The organism is Frankia sp. RB5, assembly GCF_059816245.1.
Genome location: NZ_JCBATA010000021.1, coordinates 1 through 19,965, shown reverse-complemented (window position 1 = coordinate 19,965; position 19,965 = coordinate 1). Strand labels below are relative to the sequence as shown.

Here is a 19,965-nt window from a genome sequence, read left to right as displayed (position 1 = left end):
GGTGAGCGACGAGGGGACCGCAGGGGCCGGCACGCCGGTCGGAGCCGAGACCCGCACCTACGCGGCCATCGACCTGGATGCCGTGCGCACGTCGGTGGCCGCCCTGGCCCGGCGCGCCGGTGACGCGGCGACGATGGCCGTCGTCAAGGCGGACGGATATGGCCATGGCATGCTCCCGTGCGCCCGGGCGGCCCTGGACGCCGGCGCGAGCTGGCTGGGCACGGCCTTCCTGGAGGAGGCGCTGGCCCTGCGCGCCGCCGGGATCACCGCGCCGGTGCTGTGCTGGCTCAGCGTGCCGGGGGAGCGGTTCGCCGCGGCGATCGACGCCGGCATCGACCTGTCCGCCTCGGCGCCGTGGGCGCTGGCGGAGATCGCGGCGGCGGCGCGGGCGGTCGGCCGCCCCGCCCGGGTGCACCTGAAGGCGGACACCGGCCTCGGCCGGGCCGGGGCGACGCCGGCGGACTGGCCCGCGATGTGCGACGAGGCGGCGGCGCTGCAGGCCGAGGGTGTGATCGAGGCGTTCGGCGTGTGGAGCCACCTGGCGTTCGCCGACGCGCCGGGCCATCCGACCGTGCAGGCACAGATCGGGGTGTTCCGCGACGCCGTCGACATCGCCGAGAAGGCGGGGCTCGCGCCGACCGTGCGGCACCTGGCCAATTCGGCCGCCACCCTGGTCAGCCCGGAGGCGCATTTCGACCTGGTCCGTCCTGGGGTGTCCGTCTACGGGCTCTCGCCCGGCCCGGAGGTCGGCCCGCCGGCGCGGTTCGGGCTGCGGCCGGCGATGACGCTGGTCAGCCATGCGGCGCTGGTCAAGCGGGTGCCAGCGGGCACCGGCGTCTCCTACGCCCACCGCTACACCACCACGCGGGAGTCGACGCTCGCACTGGTGCCGCTCGGCTACGCAGACGGCGTGCCCCGGGCGGCGACGAATGTCGGCGAGGTGCTGTTCGCCGGCCGGCGGCGGCGGATCGCCGGCACGGTCTGCATGGACCAGTTCGTCCTGGACATCGGGGACGACGCGGCGCGCGCCGGCGACGAGGTCGTGCTGTTCGGCCCGGGCGGGCGCGGCGAGCCCACCGCGGACGACTGGGCCGCCGCGCTCGGCACGATCAACTACGAGATCGTCACCCGGATCGGCGCCCGCGTGCCGCGCGTCTACCGCTAGCCCCAGCCGCGGTCACGGGACATCGGCCGCGGCGGGCTGCGGGCCGCCGGGCTGGCGGTGGTCCCGCGGATCAGCCGCAGCCGCCGGAGGAGCAGCCGCCGCCGGTGGGCGCGCTGCCGCCGAAGGCGCCGCGCTCCAGGCGCCGGCGCACGGGCTGGGACGCGGCCAGCGCCGCCTCCCGCTCGGCATCCTCGATGCGCGCACGGGTGGTGAGGGTCAACATCACCGGCCCGGCGGACGCCGGGGCGGGGGCCGCGGGCCCACCGGCGATGTCGAGCCCGCCGGACGTCGCGGCGCCCCCGGCCGCGCTGGGCCCGCCAGCGACGGCAGACCCGCTCGCCACGTCGGAGCCGCCGATGACGTCGGGTTCATCGTCGATGCCGGGATCGTCGGTCATGCCGGGACCGTCGGCCATGCCGAGGGCGGCCGCACGGGCCGGGCCGGTCAGACCGCGGCCCGGGTTCGGCGCCACATCCCCACTCCTGCGCCGCGACAGCAGCTTCATGATTCGCGCCTCCGTGAGGACCATCGAGGGACCTGGTCAGTTGCCTCCACGGTAGAGGACGACGTCCCGAACGGCCCGGCGTGCTGGCACCGATGTGACCGACCCGGGTGGCGGCTAGAATCAGACCGGAGTCGCGACTGGCGCACAGAGGTGGAACTGACCACCGGGGAGCGATGATCGGATCGGTGCCGCGCGTCTGGGTGCCTCCGGCCGAACGTGACGTGCCGGAGGTCAGTGTGCACAATCCGCCCCTTCCCGAACTCGCCGTCGCCGACCCGGAGCTCGCCGGTCTCGTCGAGGCCGAGGCCGCCCGCCAGCACGCGTCGATCAGGCTGATCGCCTCGGAGAACTACGTCTCCACCGCCGTGCTCGAGGCGTCCGGCTCAGTGCTGACCAACAAGTACTCCGAGGGCTACGTCGGCCGCCGTTACTACGAGGGCCAGCAGGTCGTCGACCCGATCGAGACGTTGGCGGTGGACCGGGCGAAGGCGCTGTTCGGCGTCGAGCACGCCAACGTCCAGCCCTACTCCGGCTCGCCGGCGAACCTGGCCGTCTACCTGGCCTTCGCCCAGCCGGGGGACACGGTGATGGGCCTGTCGCTGCCGATGGGCGGCCATCTCACCCACGGCTGGAGCGTCTCGGCGACCGGGAAGTGGTTTCGCAGCGTGCGCTACGGCCTGCGGGCCGAGACTGGTCGAATCGACCTGGACGAGGTGCGTGACCTGGCCCTCGCCGAGCGTCCGAAGATCATTTTTTGTGGTGGGACGGCCATCCCGCGGACGATCGACTACCCGGCGTTCGCGGAGATCGCCCGGGAGGTCGGCGCGGTGCTCGTCGCGGACATCGCGCACATCGCCGGCCTGATCGCGGGCGGCGCGCACCCGTCCCCGGTCGGGCACGCCCCGGTGATCACGACCACCACGCACAAGACGCTGCGCGGCCCGCGCGGCGCGATGATCCTCGCCGACGCGGAGCACGCCACCGCGGTGGACAAGGCGGTCTTCCCCGGCCTGCAGGGCGGCCCGCACAACCACACCACCGCGGCGATCGCCGTGGCCCTGCGGGAGGCGTCGACGCCGGCGTTCCGCGACTACGCCCACGGCGTCGTCGCCAACGCCCGCGCCCTGGCCGAGGCGCTCGTCGAGCGGGGCTTCGACCTCGTCACCGGCGGCACCGACAACCACCTCATCCTCATCGACCTGACCAGCAAGGACATCGCCGGCAAGCCCGCGGCGAAGGCGCTCGACGCGGCCGGGATCGAGCTGAACCACAACGCCGTGCCGTTCGACAGGCGCAAGCCGTTCGACCCGTCCGGCATCCGGCTCGGCACCGCCGCCATCACCACCCGCGGGCTGACGACCGCCCACATGCCGCTGATCGCCGGCTGGATCGACGATGTGGTCAAGGCGGCCGGCGCGAACGACCAGGCCGTCATCAGCCGGGTCCGCGGGCAGGTCACCGAGCTGATCACCTCCTTCCCGATGCCCGGCTTCGCCTGATCCACCCCGTCCGACCCGCTCCCGTCCGCCTGCTCCGGCCGTCCCGGCGGTGCATCATCAGACCAGGGCAGTCCGGACGAGCCGGGCATGGCCGATGCGGACGGAGGCGGCGATGGTGCGGGCGGTCGGCGCGATCGTGGGATCCCGGGCGGGGCGGGCCGTCACGGGCTCGGTCGGGGTGGTCGGCGCGGCGCTCGCCGCCGGGCTCGTCGCCGAGCGGCGGGCGATCCGCCGCCGCCGCGACCAGCCGGACGTCGCGCCGGCGGCGCGGGTGGGGCCGATCGGCGGGCGGCCCACCACGGTGATCGCCGCCGACGGGGTGCCGCTGTTCGTCGAGGAGACCGGGCCGGCCGACGCACCGCTCACGTTCGTCTTCGTGCACGGATTCTGCGTGCGCTCCGACTGCTGGGTCCTGCAGCGGCGGGAGCTGGCCGACCTCGGCCGGATGGTCTTCTTCGACCAGCGGGCGCACGGCCGCTCCGGCCCGTCCGAGGCCGGCCGCTGCACGATCGACGTGCTCGCCGACGACCTGTACCGGGTGCTGTGCGAGCGGGTGCCCAGCGGCCCGGTGATCCTCGTCGGCCACTCGATGGGCGGCATGTCGGTGCTGGGTCTCGCCGACGCCCATCCGGAGCTGTTCGGCGACCGGATCATCGGGGTGGGGCTGCTGTCGACCAGCGCCTCGGAGCTCGCCCGGGCGGCGCTGGGGGTGCCGGCGCTGTTCACCGGGGCGGTGCGCCGAGTGCTGCCCGGCGTCGCCGTCGGGATGCGGCACGCCTCCGGGGCGCTGGAGCGGCTGCGCGGCGGGGGCAGCGACCTGTCCTGGGAGATCACGCGGCGGATCGGGTTCGGCGCCACCGAGCTGCCGCCGTCCATCATCACGTTCCTGGAGGCGATGGTCTCCGACACGCCGGTCGAGGTGATCGGCGCGTTCCTGCCGACGCTGCTCGACAACGACCGCCTCGCCGCCGCGGGCCGCCTCGCCGCCACCCCGACGCTGATCGTCGTCGGGGACGCGGACCTCATCACCCCGGTCGGCCACAGTCGTGCCATCGCCGCGGCACTGCCCGACGCGGAGCTCGTCGTCGAGCCGGGCGCCGGGCACTCCATCATGTTGGAGCGACCCGAGGCGGTGAACGCCGCGCTGCGCCGGTTGGTCGCCCGGGCCCTGGCTGTGCACGACCTGCCCCGGACGTCGGCCGACCACCGGCTGCGCGCCGTCGACGGCACCGCCGCCTAGCCGCCACTGACCGCTACCGTCGGCGTACCGGCCGCGGTGGCGCACCGGAGCGCCGGGCATCGGCTGCGCTGGCGCGGGCGTCCATGGCGCGCGGCGTCGGCGGCGCGGTGGTGGAGCGGTGGCGGAAGGGACGAGCAAGGTGAGGGTATGGCTGTGAACGCGGCGCCGCGGGACCAGATCGTGGTGCCCACCGCGGAGCGGATGCGCGAGCTCGGCACGCGGCTCGCCACGCTGCTGCGCCCCGGCGACCTGCTCGTGCTGTCGGGACCGCTCGGCGCGGGCAAGACGGTGCTCGCCCAGGGCATCGCCGCCGGCCTCGGCGTGCGCGAGACGGTCACCTCGCCGACGTTCGTGCTGGCGCGCGTCTACCCCGGCGGCCGGATTCCCCTCGTGCACGTCGACGCCTACCGTCTCGGCGGCGCGGCCGAACTCGACGACCTCGACCTCGACGCCGACGCCGACAGCGCGGTGACCGTCGTCGAGTGGGGCGCGGGGCTCGCGGAGGGGCTAGCCGGGGACCATCTGGAGGTCGTCGTCGCCCGGCCCACCGCCGGGGAGACGGGCGAGGTCCGGACCGTACGGCTGATCGCGTCCGGACCGGGCTGGGCAGAGCGGCTGCGGGAGCTGCCGCCCGGCTGAGGCGTCCGGCCCGGCGATCCGTAGTCTGGACGAGTGCTGGTGCTCGCCCTTGACACATCGACGGCTGCCTGCGCCGTGGCGCTCGCCGAGCTGACGGCCGCCGATCCCGCGGTGGCGGCGGCGGATGGCGTGGCCTCGCCGCCCGCGGTGCACGTCTGGCCGCGGGGGAGCGTGGTGACGGTCGATGCCCGCCGGCATGGCGAGCTGCTCGCCCCCTCGATGCGCACGGTGCTCGACGAGGCCCAGGCCCGCCCGTCCGACCTGGCGGCGGTGGTGGTCGGCGCCGGGCCGGGGCCGTTCACGAGCCTGCGGGTCGGCATGGTGACCGCCGCCGCCTTCGCCGACGCGCTGGAGATCCCCGTGCACGGCGTGTGTTCGCTTGACGGGATCGGCGCGGCCACCACCGGGCTCACCGCCGTCATCACCGACGCGCGCCGCCGCGAGGTCTACTGGGCCCGCTACGACGGTGGCGTCCGGGTGGGCGAGCCCGCGGTCGGCCGCCCGGCGCGGGTCGCCGAGGCGCTGCGGGCGGCCGGTGTCGGCGCCGTCGCGGGCCCCGGGCTCGCGCTGTACCCGGAGGCGTTCGCCGGTTTCGACCCGGTCGCGCTGCCCGCCGCCGACGGTGATGTGACCGCCCCCGAGGCCGGCTACCCGCGCCCGGAGCTGCTCGTCGGCCTCGCCGGCCCGGACCTGCTGGCCGGGCGCGTCCCCCGCCCGCTGGCCCCGCTGTACCTGCGGCGGCCGGACGCGGCCGAGCCACACGCGCCGAAGCCGGTCAGGGTGTGATCCCCGGCGCGGGGCCGAGCGCGGACCGGGAGGTGGACCTGGTGCTCGTGCCGATGCGCTGGTGGCACATCGAGACGGTCGCGGCCCTGGAGCCGAGCGTCTTCGCGGCCGACCCGTGGAGCGCGGAGCTGTTCTGGTCCGAGCTCGCCCAGGGCGTCCAGCGGCGCTACCTGACAGCGCTCGCCGGGCCGTCCGCCCAACCCGGCTCGGTCGGTTCCGACGAACCCGGCGGGCCGGGGACGTGGGACGTCGCGTCGATCGTCGGGTATGGGGGTCTCGCCGTCGCCGACGACGGTGCCTACATCCAGACGGTCGGCGTGGTGCCCGCGATGCGGGGGCGCGGCATCGGCGCCCGGCTGATGATCGCGCTGCTGCGGCATGCCCGGACGGTCGGCGCGCGTTCCTGCGGGCTGGAGGTCCGCACCGACAACCACGCGGCCCGGGCGCTGTACGCCCGCCTCGGCTTCGTCGACATCGGGATGCGGCGGGGCTACTACCAGCCCTCCGGCGGTGACGCGTACGTGATGCGGGTCCGCCCCATCGACACCGTCGGCTACGCCACCCTCCTCGACGGCATGGAGCGGGATCTTCCCGGCCGGGTGCGCCTGGCACCCTGACCGGGTCGTCCCCTCAGCGCGGGCTCAGGCCGCGGCCCGCGCCCGCGCGGCGGCCTCGCCGGCGGCCAGGCTGCTCTCGAACAGCTCGGTGAACTGCGCCAGCGCCGGGTTGACCGGGGCGAGCGTCATCTCCACCCGGATGAGCTCCACGTCGGACGCCCCGAGGGACTCCAGGACGTGCGCGACGTAGGGGAGCTGGTGGTCCCAACCCTCCTTGGGGGTGCCCGCCCCGTAGGAACCGCCCTGGGTGGCGATGACGGTGGCGCGGCGCCCGGTCATCGCCGACCGCTCCGGCGGCTGCCGCAGGGTGCGCCCGACGAGGATCACCTGGTCCACCCAGGCCTTGAACGTGGACGGCACCGAGAAGTTGTACATCGGCAGTGACAGCAGGTACTCGTCCGCCGTCTCCACCTCCCCGATCAGCTCCTCGCGGAGCTTGACCGCGTCGTTCTGGCCGGGCGTGCGCTGCTCGGGCGGGGTCGCCGCCGCCGACACGGCCGTCCAGTCCAGGTGCGGGGGTGGCGTGAGGGCGAGGTCGCGATAGGTGATGGTGCCGCCGGGATGAGCGGCGCGCCAGGCGTCGACGAACGTGGCGCCGAGAGCCCGGGAGGTCGAGCCCTCCGGGGCGAAGCTCGCGTCGACGTGCAGCAGATGAGCCATGCGTCGGTCCTCCGACCAGATCGTCGTCTCTGATGATCTTCTTTGCATAGAAGATCTGTAGGAAGACTATCGTAAGAAAAGATAGTCTGCACGAGCACTTATCTCGGGAGGTGATTGATCTGATCGAGAGGGGTAGGCTGGTCCGGTGAGCGACGCCACGGCGTCCGCGTCGCGCGGCGCCGAACCAGACGGGTTGCCCGAGGACCTCGGGTGGGACCTGGGCTGGCTGCTGGGCCAGGTGCAGTACGGCTACCTGGCCGCGGCCGCGGCCGCCGTCAGTCAGCTGCCCGGCGGACTTCGCGCGCTGCACGTGCTCGGGGCGGCGGTCGGGCCGCAGGCGCGCAACCAGATCGAGGTGGCCCGCCGGTTCGGCATCGACCGCACGGTGATGGTGCGCATCGTCGACGAGCTCGAGCGGGACGGTCTCGTCCAGCGCCAGCCCGACCCGGCCGACCGGCGGGCGCGCATCATCACCGCGACCGCCAAGGGTGCGCGGCTCCACGCCACCGCCCAGCAGTCGCGGCAGCTGGTCGACCAGCACGTGCTCGGCGGGCTCTCGCCCACCGAGCGGGAGGTCTTCGTCGATCAGCTGCGCCGGATCACCGCCCGGCTGCTCGCCGTCGACCCGACCCACGGCGCCGCGGCCTGCGACGCCGCCCGCCGGGAGATCGACGCGCACGAGGCTCCCACCGCCCCGAGCGAGGCTTCCGTCGACCCATGCGACGGGCCCGCCGACCTGTGCGAGGCTCTCGCCGGCCCATGCGAGCTTCCCTCCGCCGCGGGTGAGGCTCCCTCCGCGTGTGAAGCGCCCGCATCCACGCACGAGGCTCCCTCCGCGGCGAGTTGAGCGCCCGCCGACCGACGTCGGCGCCGCGCGTGGGTCCTGGCTGGGCCGCGTCTCGAGTTGCGATCTTCGTGCACCGTCGTCGCGGCGGGTCGTGGCAGCGTTCTGGCAACGTCGCGGCGGCCCGTGTCGCGGTGACAAAACGGACACGACACGGGGAGTTCGCGACAGGACCCGTTCCCGCGCACGGCCCAGGAGTCTGCGTAACCATCTGTGATATCGGCCCTCGCCGGGGTGATGGGCACCGGGTCGGCCCGAGCCGGTCGCCTCCCGCGTCAGCCACCTCCGAGGACGCACTCCAGGCCGCCATCCATCGCAGCCGGACGCTGGCCGCGGAGCGGGGCTCAGTGCGCCGGGTGGACCTGGCGGAAAGGCCAGGCGTGCGCGGCGCCGGCGAGCAGGTCGGCCGGGGGCGTGGGAAAGGGCGGCCCGTCGGGCTCGTCGGTCCCCTGTCCGGTGCCGGTGCCGGCACCGGAGTCAGTCCCATGTCCGGGACCGGTGCCCGGAACGGACCCATGTCCGGGGTCGGCGCCAGCGGGGGCGGGGGTGCGGTTCGGGGGTGCCGGGGTGGGGGTTCGGAGGATGATCACGACGAGGTCGCCGGCCGGCTGGTGGCTGAGATACACCTCACCTTCCCGGTCGGCGAGCGCCTCGATCGCCCAGCGCCGGAGGTCGTCCAGGCGGCCGGGCGCGGCCCTGGCCTCCCACATCCAGATCACGTGGAACTCCCGTCACGCCGAGGGCGGCTGGTCGACGCGGGCGCGCGGCGACCGCGTCGAAGCCGGCCGGTCGGCGGGGCCGGCCCGTCGGGTGTGGCCGGCACGTCCGCGCCGCCGTTCGCTGCCGTGTTGACAGATCCGCACCATCTTGGTTGACGTGAGTGGTGCGGGTGCTAGGTTGGCACTCGGCACATGAGAGTGCCAGCGACGACAGGCGCCTGTTCACCCGCGACGGCAGGCCGCCAGGGTCGCTCTCTCATCCAGCGTAGGAAGGGGGAGGTCGATCGTGACGACCGCCACCAAGGTTGCTATCAAGCCTCTTGAGGACCGCATCGTCGTGCAGCCGTCCGACGCGGAGCAGACCACCGCGTCCGGCATCGTGATCCCGGACACGGCCAAGGAGAAGCCCCAGGAGGGCACCGTCCTGGCCGTCGGCCCGGGCCGGTTCGAGGACGGCAAGCGCGTCCCGCTCGACGTCAAGGTCGGCGACGTGGTGCTCTACAGCAAGTACGGCGGCACCGAGGTCAAGTACTCGGGCGAGGAGTACCTCGTGCTCTCCGCCCGCGACGTCCTCGCGATCATCGAGAAGTAGGCCGCTCGCCGGTAGCAACGCCAGGGGCGCGCCCCGCTGGTGCCACCCGGCTGTTGCCGGGTGCGCCGGCGGGGCGCGCCCTTGCGTTTCGCCGCCGGCCTCGGTGTCGGGAGAGGACACCTCAGGTATGCCGAAGATTCTCACGTTCAACTCCGACGCCCGCCGCGCGCTCGAGCACGGCGTCAACGCCCTCGCCGACGCGGTGAAGGTGACGATCGGTCCCCGCGGGCGCAACGTCGTCATCGACAAGTCCTACGGCGCGCCGACGATCACCAACGACGGGGTGACGATCGCGCGCGAGGTCGAGCTGGACGACCCGTACGAGAACCTGGGCGCGCAGCTGGCCAAGGAGGTCGCGACCAAGACCAACGACGTGGCCGGCGACGGCACCACGACGGCGACCGTGCTCGCCCAGGAGATGGTGCGGTTCGGCCTCAAGCAGGTCACCGCGGGCGCGGCCCCGCTGTCGCTGAAGGCGGGCATCGAGGCCGCCGTCGAGGCGGTGTCGGCGGCGCTGCTCGCGCAGGCCGTCGAGGTCAGCGCGAAGGAGACCATCGCCCAGGTCGCGGCGATCTCCGCGCAGGACGCCAAGGTCGGCGACCTGATCGCCGAGGCGATCGACAAGATCGGCAAGGACGGCGTCATCACGGTCGAGGAGAGCCAGACCCTCGGGCTGGACCTCGAGCTGACCGAGGGAATGAAGTTCGACAAGGGCTACATCTCGCCGTACTTCGTCACCGACGCGGAGGCGCAGGAGGCGGTCCTCGAGGACACGTACGTCCTGCTCTACCCGGGCAAGATCGCGGCGCTGAACGAGCTCCTGCCGCTGCTCGAGCAGGTCGTCCAGGAGCGCAAGCCGCTGCTGATCATCGCCGAGGACATCGAGGGCGAGGCCCTGTCGACCCTGGTCGTCAACGCCATCCGCAAGACCTTCCAGGTCGTCGCGGTGAAGGCCCCCGGGTTCGGGGATCGCCGCAAGGCGATGCTGCAGGACATCGCGGTGCTCACCGGCGGGCAGGTGATCGCCTCCGAGGTCGGCCTGTCGCTCGACGGCGTCACCCTCGCCGACCTCGGTCGCGCGCGGCGTGTGGTGGTCGACAAGGACAACACCACGATCGTCGACGGCGCCGGCACCGCCGAGTCCGTCAGCGACCGCGTCGCGCAGCTCAAGGCCGAGATCGAGGCCAGCGACTCCGACTGGGACCGGGAGAAGCTCCAGGAGCGTCTCGCCAAGCTCGCCGGCGGTGTCGCGGTCATCCGCGTTGGCGCCGCCACCGAGGTGGAGCTCAAGGAGAAGAAGCACCGCCTCGAGGACGCCGTCTCGGCGACCCGCGCGGCGATCGAGGAGGGCATCGTCGCCGGTGGCGGCTCCGCCCTGGCGCACGTCACCAGCGTTCTGGATGACGGTCTGGGCCGCACCGGTGACGAGCTCGCCGGTGTCCGGATCGTGCGCTCCGCGCTCGACGCCCCGCTGTCCTGGATCGCGCGTAACGCGGGCCAGGAGGGCGCGGTCATCGTCTCCAAGGTCAAGGAGCTCGAGCCGGGCCGCGGCTACAACGCGGCCACCGGCGAGTACACCGACCTGATCGCGGCCGGCGTCGTCGACCCGGTCAAGGTCACCCGGTCGGCGGTGGCGAACGCCGCCTCGATCGCGGCGCTGCTTATCACCACCGAGAGCCTCGTGGTCGAGAAGCCGGCCGAGCCGGAGCCCGGGCACGGTCACAGTCACAGCCACGGTCACAGCCACCCTCAGGGTCCCGGCTTCTGACCGCGGCCGCCGGGTGGGGCCGGGGGCCGAACCACGGCGCGCGATCCCACCCGGCATGCCCGCAGCGACGAACGCGGCCCGGCCAGGCCTCCTCGCGGAGGTCCGGCCGGGCCGCGTTCGTTTGTCCGCGGCGGGTGAGCCCGCCGGCCCCGATCACCCGTCCCGGGTGATCGGGGCCGCGGCGCCTCGATGCCCGCTTCCGTACCGGTACGGCGCCGTCGCGCTCAGCAGGCCGGGGCGAGTCCCGGCCGGGCCGGAACACGCCGGGCGACCCCCCGCCGGGAACGGCCGGTGAGGATCGCCTCCCGCTCCGACTCGCTGAGCCCACCCCACACGCCGTACGGTTCCCGGGCGGTCAGTGCGTATTCGCCGCAGGCCCGGATGACAGGGCATCGGGCGCAGATCGCCTTGGCCGCAGCCTCCCGGGCGGCCCGAGCGGGCCCGCGTTCCCCTTCCGGATGGAAGAACAGCTCGGTGCTCTCCCCGCGACAGGCGCCGTGCAGCTGCCACTCCCACTTCTCCGCGCCGGGGCCTGGAAGTCGTCGTACGTCGGTCATCGGCCTGAACCCCCCTCTCGACCTGAGCGGCGAGCGCCGCCGACTCACCGTAGTGCCGGTCACCCTATGAGTGATCTTGAAAAATTCACCCGGGCGAGCCCGCGGCGGCAGGCCGTCGGCCCCGCTGTGCTGCCGTGCTCGGTGCCGGCGCACCGGGACATGGCGCGGAACCGACGGACCGTCCCGCTGGGGACCACGGCCGGTCCAACCCGTCTCGCGTCCGCGGATCCGGCGGACGGCTTTCGTGGACGATGATTCGCCTACCCAGGCCATCGCCTGGTCACACGGCTCCGGCGGGATCGCCGGGTCCGGATGACGGCCGAGGCCGAGCGGCGCGGCGCGCGGGCCAGGCGCGGGGCGCCTGCCGTGGCGTCGGACGGTACCGGCGAGGCGACCGGGTGAGGAGGCGCTGGGCGCGGCGGCACCGGCGAGGCAGCGCTGGCCGCGGCGGCGGGCGCGACATCGGCGTCGCGCGGCCTGGCATTGGCAGTGAGCTGCCCCGGGAAGGCGCCGGCGGGCGGGCGGCACGTTCGGTGTCCTCCAGCTGACAGCGCCACGCTGGCCCGAAAGTCGTAGCCAATCGCCCGGCGACCCCCGGTCACCGGCCCCGCGCGGGCGCGAGCGGCCGGGTCCGGCACGTCCCGCGGCTACCGGCCCGCCGCCAACGCGGAGGTGCGACGTTACGTTCGGTAGTCGAGGAGGGGTGCGGTGAACAGGCGGGGAGCGGGTGCCACGAACTCGCCGCGCCCGCCGTGGGCCGTCACCGCGCCGGGTGACCGCGGCCGCCGGCCCGGATCAGCGGGTGTCGGCCTCCGAGGCGGTGGATGCCTCATACACGCCGTCGGCGAAGCCGCGTGCGTACTCCCAGCTCACGTAGCACGACGGATCAGGGGCGAAGGCCGGCTCGTGGACGCGAGTGCGCCCTTCGTTGAGCAGGTTGCGCAGGTTGCCAGCCAGCAGCTCCCAATCGAAGTAGTGGGGCTCAGCGCAGCCCTCGCAGTCGACGACGAGACCGCGGTAGCCGCGCGGCTCGAGCAGCGTGCGGAAGACGTCGAGGTCTCCCAGCTCGGCGAGGACCTCCTCCCGCTCGTGCAGGGACAGCGGTTCGAGCAGGTTGAGCTCGTCGACGGAGTCGAGGCGCGCGAGCTCGGCGGCCGGATCCTCGGGGTCACCCGCGAAGGGGTCGACAGGCTCGTCGCTCACGACGACCACGCTACGCTTGCCCGGACTGCTTAGTGGTCCCGATCTGCAGTCTCGGCACCGTTGTGTGGTGCTTGGGCGCTCGGCGCGTGGGATCGTTTTCCGTTGCGCAAACGCGGCACGTCGCGGCCGCGGCCGCCGGCAGCGGTTCCCGCAGTGGCGCCGCCGCGATCTCTGTCACGCCGGGGCGGCCCACCGGTGCCAACGCCATCTACGATGGGACGCAGGCCGTCGCCCGGCCACCGGCCCGTCGGCAGGTCGTCTTCCGCGTTCCCGTCGGCGGCCCTCGGCTCGTCGGCGGGCGACCGGGCCGGCCTGTCCAGGCATCCGGCGGGGCCGTGGCCGTCGGGCGGTTCCGCAGCGCTGCGGCACCGGTCAACCCGGAACGGAAGGTGCCATGAACGTTCCCCTTGCCACCGATCTGTCCTCGCTGGCGGGCGGGGGTGTCGAACCCCGCGCCGACCTGCTCGGCGCCGACGCCGCGCCGGTGCCGCCGAAGCTGGCGATGCTCGGGCTGACCTTCGACGACGTGCTGCTACTGCCGGCGGAGTCGGACATCGTTCCCGCCGAGGCGGACACCACGACCCGGCTGTCGCGGCACATCGAGCTGGCAGTGCCGCTGGTGTCCTCGGCGATGGACACGGTGACCGAGGCCCGGATGGCGATCGCCATGGCCCGCCAGGGCGGCGTCGGGGTGCTGCACCGCAACCTGTCGATCGACGAGCAGGCGCAGCAGGTCGACATGGTGAAGCGGTCCGAGTCCGGCATGATCGCCGCGCCGGTGACCTGCGGTCCGGACGCCACCCTCGAGGACGCGAACGTGCTGATGGCGCGCTACCGCATCTCGGGCGTGCCGGTGACCCAGCCGGACGGCCGCCTCGTCGGCATCGTCACCAACCGGGACATCCGCTTCGAGCGCGACTACTCCCGTCGGGTGCAGGACGTCATGACGCCGATGCCGCTGATCACGGCGCCGGTCGGCGTGTCCGCGGACGACGCGCTGGGCCTGCTGCGCCGGCACAAGATCGAGAAGCTGCCGATCGTCGACGAGCAGGACCGCCTGCGCGGTCTCATCACGGTGAAGGACTTCACCAAGCGCGAGCAGTACCCGAACGCGACCAAGGACGCGGACGGTCGGCTCGTCGTCGGGGCCGCGCTGGGCGTCGGAGAGGACGCGTACAAGCGGGCCCAGGTGCTCGTCGCCACGGGGGTGGACTTCCTGGTCGTGGACACCGCCCACGGTCACCAGCGCGCGGTGCCCGACATGGTCCGCCGGCTCAAGGCCGACATCCCGGCCGGCCCCGACGGCCGCCCGCTCGACGTGATCGGCGGGAACGTCGCCACCGGAGCCGGCGCCGCGGCCCTCATCGCCGCCGGCGCGGACGCGATCAAGGTCGGTGTGGGGCCGGGTTCGATCTGCACCACCCGGGTCGTCTCCGGGGTCGGTGTCCCGCAGGTCACCGCCATCTACGAGGCCTCCCAGGTCGCCCGCCGGCACGGCGTCCCCGTCATCGGTGACGGCGGCCTGCAGTACTCCGGGGACATCGCGAAGGCCATCGCGGTCGGCGCCGACACGGTCATGCTCGGCAGCCTGCTCGCCGGCGTCGACGAGAGCCCGGGCGAGCTGATCTTCATCAACGGGAAGCAGTACAAGGCCTATCGCGGCATGGGCTCGCTCGGCGCGATGCGCAGCCGCGGGACGGCCCGCTCCTACTCCAAGGACCGCTACTTCCAGGACGACGTCCTCTCCGACGACAAGCTCGTGCCGGAGGGCGTCGAGGGCCAGGTGCCCTATCGCGGTCCACTCGCCGCGGTCGCGCACCAGCTCGTCGGCGGCCTGCGCGCCGCGATGGGCTACACCGGGTCGCCGACGATCCGCCGCCTGCAGGAGGAGGCGCAGCTCGTCCGGATCACCTCGGCGGGCCTGATCGAGAGCCACCCGCACGACATCCAGATGACCGTCGAGGCGCCGAACTACAACTCCGCCCGCTGACCGCCGGCGGCTGCGCCGGCCAGTCCGGTCGTCGTGCCGGTGCCAGCGCCGGCGGGACCGTCCTGGTGGCCGCGGCGTGCCCGGCTGTGGCACCTTGGTGCATCCCGGGCGGACGCGGGCAGCCGGGCGACCCGGGCAGGGACGGGACAGGTTCGGCCGGTGAGCCCGCCGGCCCAGGCGGGAGGGCACGCAGTGGCAGAGGTCGAGATCGGGATCGGTAAGAGCGCGCGGGTCGCGTACAGCCTGGACGCGGTCGGCGTCGTCCCGTCGCGGCGCACCCGGGATCCCAAGGACGTCTCGCTGGCCTGGGAGATCGACGCCTACCGCTTCGAGCTGCCGCTGGTGTCGGTCGCCGCCGACGCCGTCACCTCGCCGGCCACGGCGATCGCCCTCGGCCAGCTCGGTGGGCTGGGGGTGCTGCACGTCGAGGGCCTGTGGACCCGGCACGAGGAGCCCGAGTCGCTCATCGCGGAGCTCACCGAACTCGGTGTCCACAAGGGCGAGGCGGCGGCGACGGAGCGGCTGCGCGCCCTGTACGAGGCGCCGGTCGACCCGGACCTCATCGCCCGCCGCATCGGCGACCTGCGGGAGGCCGGCGTGACGGTGGCCGCGGCGCTGCGGCCGCAGAAGGTACGGGCGCTGTCCCAGCACGTGCTGGCCGCCGGTGTCGACCTGCTGGTCATCCACGGCACCGCGGTGTCCGCCGAGCACCAGTCCCGGGGCACCGAGCCGCTCAACCTCAAGCGCTTCATCGGCGAGCTCGACATCCCCGTGCTGGTCGGCGGCTGTGCATCGTTCTCGACCGCGCTGCATCTGATGCGGACCGGTGCCGCCGGCGTCATCGTCGGCGTCGGCTCGGGACTCGGCGACCGCACCCGTGAGGTGCTCGGCGTCGGCGTGCCGCTGGCCACCGCGATCGCCGACGCGGCCGGTGCCCGGATGCGCTACCTCGACGAGTCGGGCGGCCGCTACGTCCACGTCGTCGCGCATGGTGACCTGCGTACCGGCGGCGACGTGGCGAAGGCGATCGCCTGCGGCGCCGACGCGGTCATGGTCGACGCGGCCTTCGCCGCCGCGTCGGACGCCCCGGGCCAGGGCGGCATGTGGCCGATGGACGTGCTGCACTCCGACCTGCCCCGGGGCCGCTGGGCGCCGGTCACCCCGACGGGAACCCTCGCCCAGATCGTCACCGGCCCCGGCGCCGCCACCGGAACCGGGCTGCTGAACCTCGCCGGCGGCCTGCGCACCGCGATGGCGACGACCGGGTACGCGACCCTCAAGGAGTTCCAGAAAGCCGAGGTCATGGTGGACGCCGCCAGCTGATCGCCGCGGGGGTCCGGGACGGGGGCATCCGGACGAGGGCGCGCGGACCGGTGGTCGGGTTCGTGACCGTGGGCTGACCCGCCCGTGGTCACGGCGGTACCCGGTCGATTCGGGCCTGACGTGGACATGGCACCCTGGGAACGTCCGTCTCCGGCACGAAGGACGACCGATGCGCCTCGACGAGCATGGCCGCTGGGTCAGTGATGACGGCGCCTACGTCTGGGACGAGGCCGCCCAGACCTGGCAGCCGTCATCCGCCGCACCGCCGGCCAGCTCCGGCGGCGCGGCCGCGTGGCCGCCCGCGGGCGGCACCGGCCCGAAGTCACCCGGCCGCGCGATCACCGGCGCGGTGGCCCGTCCGGGCGGAGAGGGCCCCCTCGCGGGGGTCCCCCGCCCGGCGGCGACCGGCCCTGCTGGTGGCGGCCAGGGCACCTCCGGCGGCCCCACGTCCGTCTCCGGTCCGTCCGACGATGGTCCGGGTGCCCGCAGCGGGGGAGCGCTGGGGCCCTACGGCGGAACCGGGCAGTTCGGCGGAACCGGGCAGTTCGGCCAGTGGGCGCTGACGGGCGGCCAGGTCCCGGTTGACGCGACCGGGCGGACCGCCGCCCCGCGCACGACGGCGCCGACGGCCGCCACCCCGCTGGGCGGTCCCGGCCTCGAGGCGGCGCGGGGCCCGGGCGGCGGCCCAGCCGCACGAGTGGCAGGCCCGGGGATGGCAGGCAGCGCCGGCACCGCGCCACGGCCGGGCGCGGGACGTGCGGGCGACCAGACGCGGCGGGAGGCCGCCGAGGACGACGAGCACGACACCGACGAGGACGCCTGGGGCGACGACGGGGAGTCGACCGGCGAGATCCGCCGCATCGCCGCGCCGATGGGCGCCGGCACCCCGCCCGCCCGCGCGACCGGTGTCGCGCACTGGGATGACGACGTCGACGACGGCGACCCCGGCTTTGCCGGCGATGTCGATGTCGACGGCGACCCCGATGACGACAACCGCGAGCCGGCCGAGTCCGGGTGGGCACCGTCGGGCGGCCGCTTCGCCGACCGTGGGGCCCGACCGGCGCCAGCCGGGGCCGTCCGCGGCGGGGCCGGTCGGGGCGGCGGGCTGCTCCGGCAGGTGCGCGATCGTCCGCCGCTGCTCATCGCGGCGGTCGTGGTGCTGGTGTGCGTGGGTCTCGGCATCGCCGGATTCCTGGCCCTGGGTGGCGGCGGCTCGGGCGGTGGGTCGTCGACGGGCACGGCGGCGGCCGGCAAGGGGATCTACGACAAGAGCGTCCGCGACGCCTACCTCAGCTCGTGCCTGGACGTGAGCAACGGCAACGAGGGCTACTGCACCTGCACGCTGGACAAACTCGAGGCGACGTACACCCAGGAGGAGTACCAGCGCTTCAGTGCCAACGTGCAGTCCGATTCGTCGCAGCGGATCGTGCGCGAGATCTACGCAGCCTGCCGTGACAAGCGATGACCGCGATCCGTGTAAAGTGGGCGAACAGCACCAACGTCACAATTCTGCCGGGGCGGCTCGCGGGGGATCCTGCGGTTGATTGCTTTTTCGCCGTTCGCAGGGTAAGACGTCCATCACACATAGCGATGCGGTCACGGCGGGGCGGCTCCTGGCGCCGCGTCCCGGGGCCTGACGTCTCCGAGTGGCGCCGCTCCCGACCGCCCGAGCCGGCTGGCTCCCGACCGCCCGAGCCGGCTGGGTGCGGGTTGCGACGACACGGTTCACACGATGCATGGCCGCACGATCGCGACGGCGAGCGTGCTGACCTGGAGGGCGGGAGATGCCGCCCGACGACGACACGCCGCCGCGCGGCCCCGCCTCCCACGCCACGGCTGCGGCGTGGCCCCACCGCCGGGCGGGTGACGGCCGGGTGACGACCCACGACGCCGATCTCAACCAGCCGGTGCCACCGCGGCGCGACGACGACTTCTTCGCGGTCGAGCGGGTCGGTGAGCCCGAGCCGTCCCCCGCGGCGCCGATGCCGACGTGGGGCCCGACGCCATGGCCGCCCGCCCCGGCGCCGGCGCCCCCGCACGGGCCTGGCCCCGACGCGCGGGCCGCTGCGGCGCCGGCCCGCGCCGCCGACCCCTTCGACGTCACCAGCAACCCCTTCGACGTCACCAGCACCTGGAACGACGGTCCGGCGCGCCCGGCAAGCCCGTCGGGGATCTCGGTCGCGCCGCCCAGCCCGACCCCGCCGGTCCGCCCGGCCCCGCCGCCACCCTCCACGTACGGGGAACCGCCCGGGCAGCACGTCACACCGCCCGGGCAGCACGTCACACCGCCTGGGCACTCCGCATCCCCCGGGCACTCCGCATCCCCCGGGCACTCCGCATCCCCCGGGCACTCCGCATCCCCCGGGCACTCCGCATCCCCCGGGCACTCCGCATCCCCCGGGCACTCCGCATCACCGGGGCACTCCGCATCCCCAGGGCATGGCGGGCCGGCGGCGCACGGCGGGCCGGCGGCGCACGGCGGGTATCCGCCGCCAGCCGGGCGGCAGGCCGCGCCCGGTGGGGGCGGGCCGATGTCGTACCTGCCGTCGGTCAGTCCGGTTCCGCCCGGTCATCCGCCGGCCCCCGGCGCCCCGCTGGCGGGTGAACGCGGATCCGCCCGCGGCGGCGTGCCCGGCGCGGGTGCCGGGACCGGCGGCGCCACCACGGGGGGCATCTCGATGGGGGGCGCGTGGCCGGGAGCGGGCCCTGGCCATCGCGCCCAGCCGGGTTGGGACGGGCCGTCGACGGGCTCTGTGCGGGTCGGTGACGCTCGCCGCCCCCCACCCCAGGACGGGACGGGGGACGGCTACACCGACCCGTTCACCGGCGGGTTCCCGATCTCCGCCCGCCCGGTGCCGTCGAACGGGCCCCGCACCGGTCCGATGCCCCTGCCGTCCCCGCCCGCCGGTTCGAGCCCCCTTTCGGGGCCGGCCGCGCCGGGAACGGCGCCTGGGGACCCCACGGGCGCGCCGGCCCGGTCAGATCCGTGGAACGGGCACAGCGCGCCGCGGCTGCGCCCGTTCGCCTCGCCCGGCGACGATCCGCTGCGCGCGGACCCGACGGCCACCGGCCAGGCCCTGCCGTATCCCTCCACCCCACCCCGCGGCTTCGGTGGCGACGGTTACCTGCCCGGGAGCGGGTCGCGCGGCACCGGCGCGACGGGCCGCCCCGGTACGGCGGCGGGAGCGGACGGCCCGGGCGCGCTGGCCAGGCGGCCCTCGCGCCAGTCACGTCCCGCCGCCGCCCGTCCGCCGGCGGGCTCCGACGCCGCGGCCGGGCCCGCCGACCAATCCGTTCCCGGCACGCGCCGCTCCGCGGTCGGCCACGCCCCGACACCGCCGCCCGCGGATGCCCGGGCGATGGGTTCCCCGGCCGGTGACCCGCGGGCCTCCGACCCGTCGCGGGACCCCTGGGGCGCCGCGGCCCGCCCGTCGGGCTGGCGCAACCCGCTGACCGACACGGGCAGTTTCGTTCGTCCGCTGCCACCGCCTGGACTGCCGGGCCTCATCGGCGACCGGGCGGATCCGCTGTCCGGGCCGCTGCCGGTGGTGCGCCGCCGCCCGGCGCAGGGTGCCCGCGGGCCGGCGGTGACGGATCCGCTCCCGACCGCCCAGCCGCCTGGAGCCCCACAGCCGCCTGGAGCCCCACAGCCGCCCGGAGCCCCTCAGCCGCACAACATGCCCGCCCGGTACGCGCTCGCCGACACCGAGCTCGCCGGGCAGCCCATCCGCGCGGGCATGTTGGCCATGGGGGGATCGCGGAACAGCACCTCGTCGAGCGCGTCGTCCACGCCCAGGCGGCCGCCGTGCAGGCGCCCGGCGAACCGAGGATCGGTGAGCATCAGCCGGATGGTCTGCG

At 74.7% G+C, this 19,965-nt stretch carries 17 protein-coding genes, 1 pseudogene and 1 riboswitch; of the genes and pseudogenes, 13 read left to right on the top strand and 5 right to left on the bottom strand.

All coding sequences use genetic code 11. The annotated features are described in order from the left end of the window. Window position 1: 1 nt before the first annotated feature. A complete protein-coding gene (gene alr / locus AC6EXY_RS13265) occupies window positions 2-1,165 on the top strand; it encodes an alanine racemase (RefSeq protein WP_101832704.1) in 1,164 nt (387 codons plus the stop codon). Between the two features lie 70 nt (window positions 1,166-1,235). Here the strand turns inward: alr and AC6EXY_RS13260 are convergent, their stop codons facing one another. Continuing rightward, window positions 1,236-1,670 (bottom strand): hypothetical protein, encoded by a 435-nt coding sequence (locus tag AC6EXY_RS13260; protein WP_499817614.1) that lies wholly within the window; start codon window positions 1,668-1,670, stop codon window positions 1,236-1,238. 123 nt (window positions 1,671-1,793) lie between these two features. Beyond that, window positions 1,794-1,879: riboswitch (ZMP/ZTP riboswitch) on the top strand. Window positions 1,880-1,906: 27 nt separating this feature from the next. On the opposite strand from AC6EXY_RS13260, the gene glyA reads away from it, so the two are divergent. From glyA to AC6EXY_RS13235, 5 genes are all read left to right on the top strand, one after another. Further along, window positions 1,907-3,169 (top strand): serine hydroxymethyltransferase, encoded by a 1,263-nt coding sequence (glyA, locus tag AC6EXY_RS13255; protein WP_101832710.1) that lies wholly within the window; start codon window positions 1,907-1,909, stop codon window positions 3,167-3,169. A 94-nt stretch (window positions 3,170-3,263) separates the two neighbouring features. Beyond that, window positions 3,264-4,409 (top strand): alpha/beta fold hydrolase, encoded by a 1,146-nt coding sequence (locus tag AC6EXY_RS13250; RefSeq protein WP_243407697.1) that lies wholly within the window; start codon window positions 3,264-3,266, stop codon window positions 4,407-4,409. A gap of 147 nt (window positions 4,410-4,556) precedes the next feature. Next, window positions 4,557-5,048 (top strand): tRNA (adenosine(37)-N6)-threonylcarbamoyltransferase complex ATPase subunit type 1 TsaE, encoded by a 492-nt coding sequence (gene tsaE, locus AC6EXY_RS13245; protein WP_499817615.1) that lies wholly within the window; start codon window positions 4,557-4,559, stop codon window positions 5,046-5,048. A gap of 33 nt (window positions 5,049-5,081) precedes the next feature. Further along, window positions 5,082-5,834: a tRNA (adenosine(37)-N6)-threonylcarbamoyltransferase complex dimerization subunit type 1 TsaB gene (tsaB, locus tag AC6EXY_RS13240; protein WP_499817616.1), complete on the top strand. Its 753-nt coding sequence runs from the start codon at window positions 5,082-5,084 to the stop codon at window positions 5,832-5,834. A 53-nt stretch (window positions 5,835-5,887) separates the two neighbouring features. Continuing rightward, window positions 5,888-6,451 carry a GNAT family N-acetyltransferase gene (locus AC6EXY_RS13235; RefSeq protein WP_101832713.1) on the top strand — a complete coding sequence of 188 codons (564 nt, stop codon included), beginning with the start codon at window positions 5,888-5,890 and terminating at the stop codon, window positions 6,449-6,451. Between the two features lie 24 nt (window positions 6,452-6,475). Here AC6EXY_RS13235 and AC6EXY_RS13230 read toward each other — a convergent pair whose 3' ends face one another. Beyond that, window positions 6,476-7,111 (bottom strand): FMN-dependent NADH-azoreductase, encoded by a 636-nt coding sequence (locus AC6EXY_RS13230; RefSeq protein WP_101832706.1) that lies wholly within the window; start codon window positions 7,109-7,111, stop codon window positions 6,476-6,478. A 145-nt stretch (window positions 7,112-7,256) separates the two neighbouring features. Here AC6EXY_RS13230 and AC6EXY_RS13225 point away from each other — a divergent pair, with 145 nt between their 5' ends. After that, on the top strand, window positions 7,257-7,958 hold the full coding sequence (locus tag AC6EXY_RS13225) for a MarR family winged helix-turn-helix transcriptional regulator (protein WP_101832707.1): 702 nt from the start codon (window positions 7,257-7,259) through the stop codon (window positions 7,956-7,958). 341 nt (window positions 7,959-8,299) lie between these two features. Here the strand turns inward: AC6EXY_RS13225 and AC6EXY_RS13220 are convergent, their stop codons facing one another. After that, entirely contained in the window at window positions 8,300-8,665 is a 366-nt protein-coding gene (locus AC6EXY_RS13220; protein ID WP_499817620.1) for a hypothetical protein, read from the bottom strand. A 295-nt stretch (window positions 8,666-8,960) separates the two neighbouring features. On the opposite strand from AC6EXY_RS13220, the gene groES reads away from it, so the two are divergent. Beyond that, window positions 8,961-9,266: a co-chaperone GroES gene (groES, locus tag AC6EXY_RS13215; RefSeq protein ID WP_009740479.1), complete on the top strand. Its 306-nt coding sequence runs from the start codon at window positions 8,961-8,963 to the stop codon at window positions 9,264-9,266. 127 nt (window positions 9,267-9,393) lie between these two features. Then, complete coding sequence (groL, locus tag AC6EXY_RS13210; RefSeq protein WP_499817617.1) at window positions 9,394-11,034, top strand: chaperonin GroEL; 1,641 nt, start codon at window positions 9,394-9,396, stop codon at window positions 11,032-11,034. A gap of 224 nt (window positions 11,035-11,258) precedes the next feature. Here groL and AC6EXY_RS13205 read toward each other — a convergent pair whose 3' ends face one another. After that, the gene (locus tag AC6EXY_RS13205; RefSeq protein WP_011602341.1) at window positions 11,259-11,591 is read right to left on the bottom strand and encodes a WhiB family transcriptional regulator; all 333 of its coding nucleotides are present in this window, start codon (window positions 11,589-11,591) and stop codon (window positions 11,259-11,261) included. Between the two features lie 795 nt (window positions 11,592-12,386). Then, window positions 12,387-12,803 (bottom strand): DUF5319 domain-containing protein, encoded by a 417-nt coding sequence (locus AC6EXY_RS13200; protein WP_499817618.1) that lies wholly within the window; start codon window positions 12,801-12,803, stop codon window positions 12,387-12,389. Window positions 12,804-13,188: 385 nt separating this feature from the next. Between AC6EXY_RS13200 and guaB the strand changes: the two genes are divergently transcribed. The 4 genes and pseudogenes from guaB to AC6EXY_RS13180 form a co-directional block, all read left to right on the top strand. Beyond that, complete coding sequence (guaB, locus tag AC6EXY_RS13195; protein WP_101831720.1) at window positions 13,189-14,784, top strand: IMP dehydrogenase; 1,596 nt, start codon at window positions 13,189-13,191, stop codon at window positions 14,782-14,784. A 192-nt stretch (window positions 14,785-14,976) separates the two neighbouring features. Beyond that, on the top strand, window positions 14,977-16,107 hold the full coding sequence (locus AC6EXY_RS13190) for a GuaB3 family IMP dehydrogenase-related protein (protein ID WP_101831719.1): 1,131 nt from the start codon (window positions 14,977-14,979) through the stop codon (window positions 16,105-16,107). Between the two features lie 169 nt (window positions 16,108-16,276). Next, on the top strand, window positions 16,277-17,572 hold the full coding sequence (locus tag AC6EXY_RS13185; protein ID WP_499817619.1) for a hypothetical protein: 1,296 nt from the start codon (window positions 16,277-16,279) through the stop codon (window positions 17,570-17,572). Window positions 17,573-17,891: 319 nt separating this feature from the next. Beyond that, window positions 17,892-19,965, top strand: a pseudogene (locus AC6EXY_RS13180) (hypothetical protein); the annotation flags it as partial.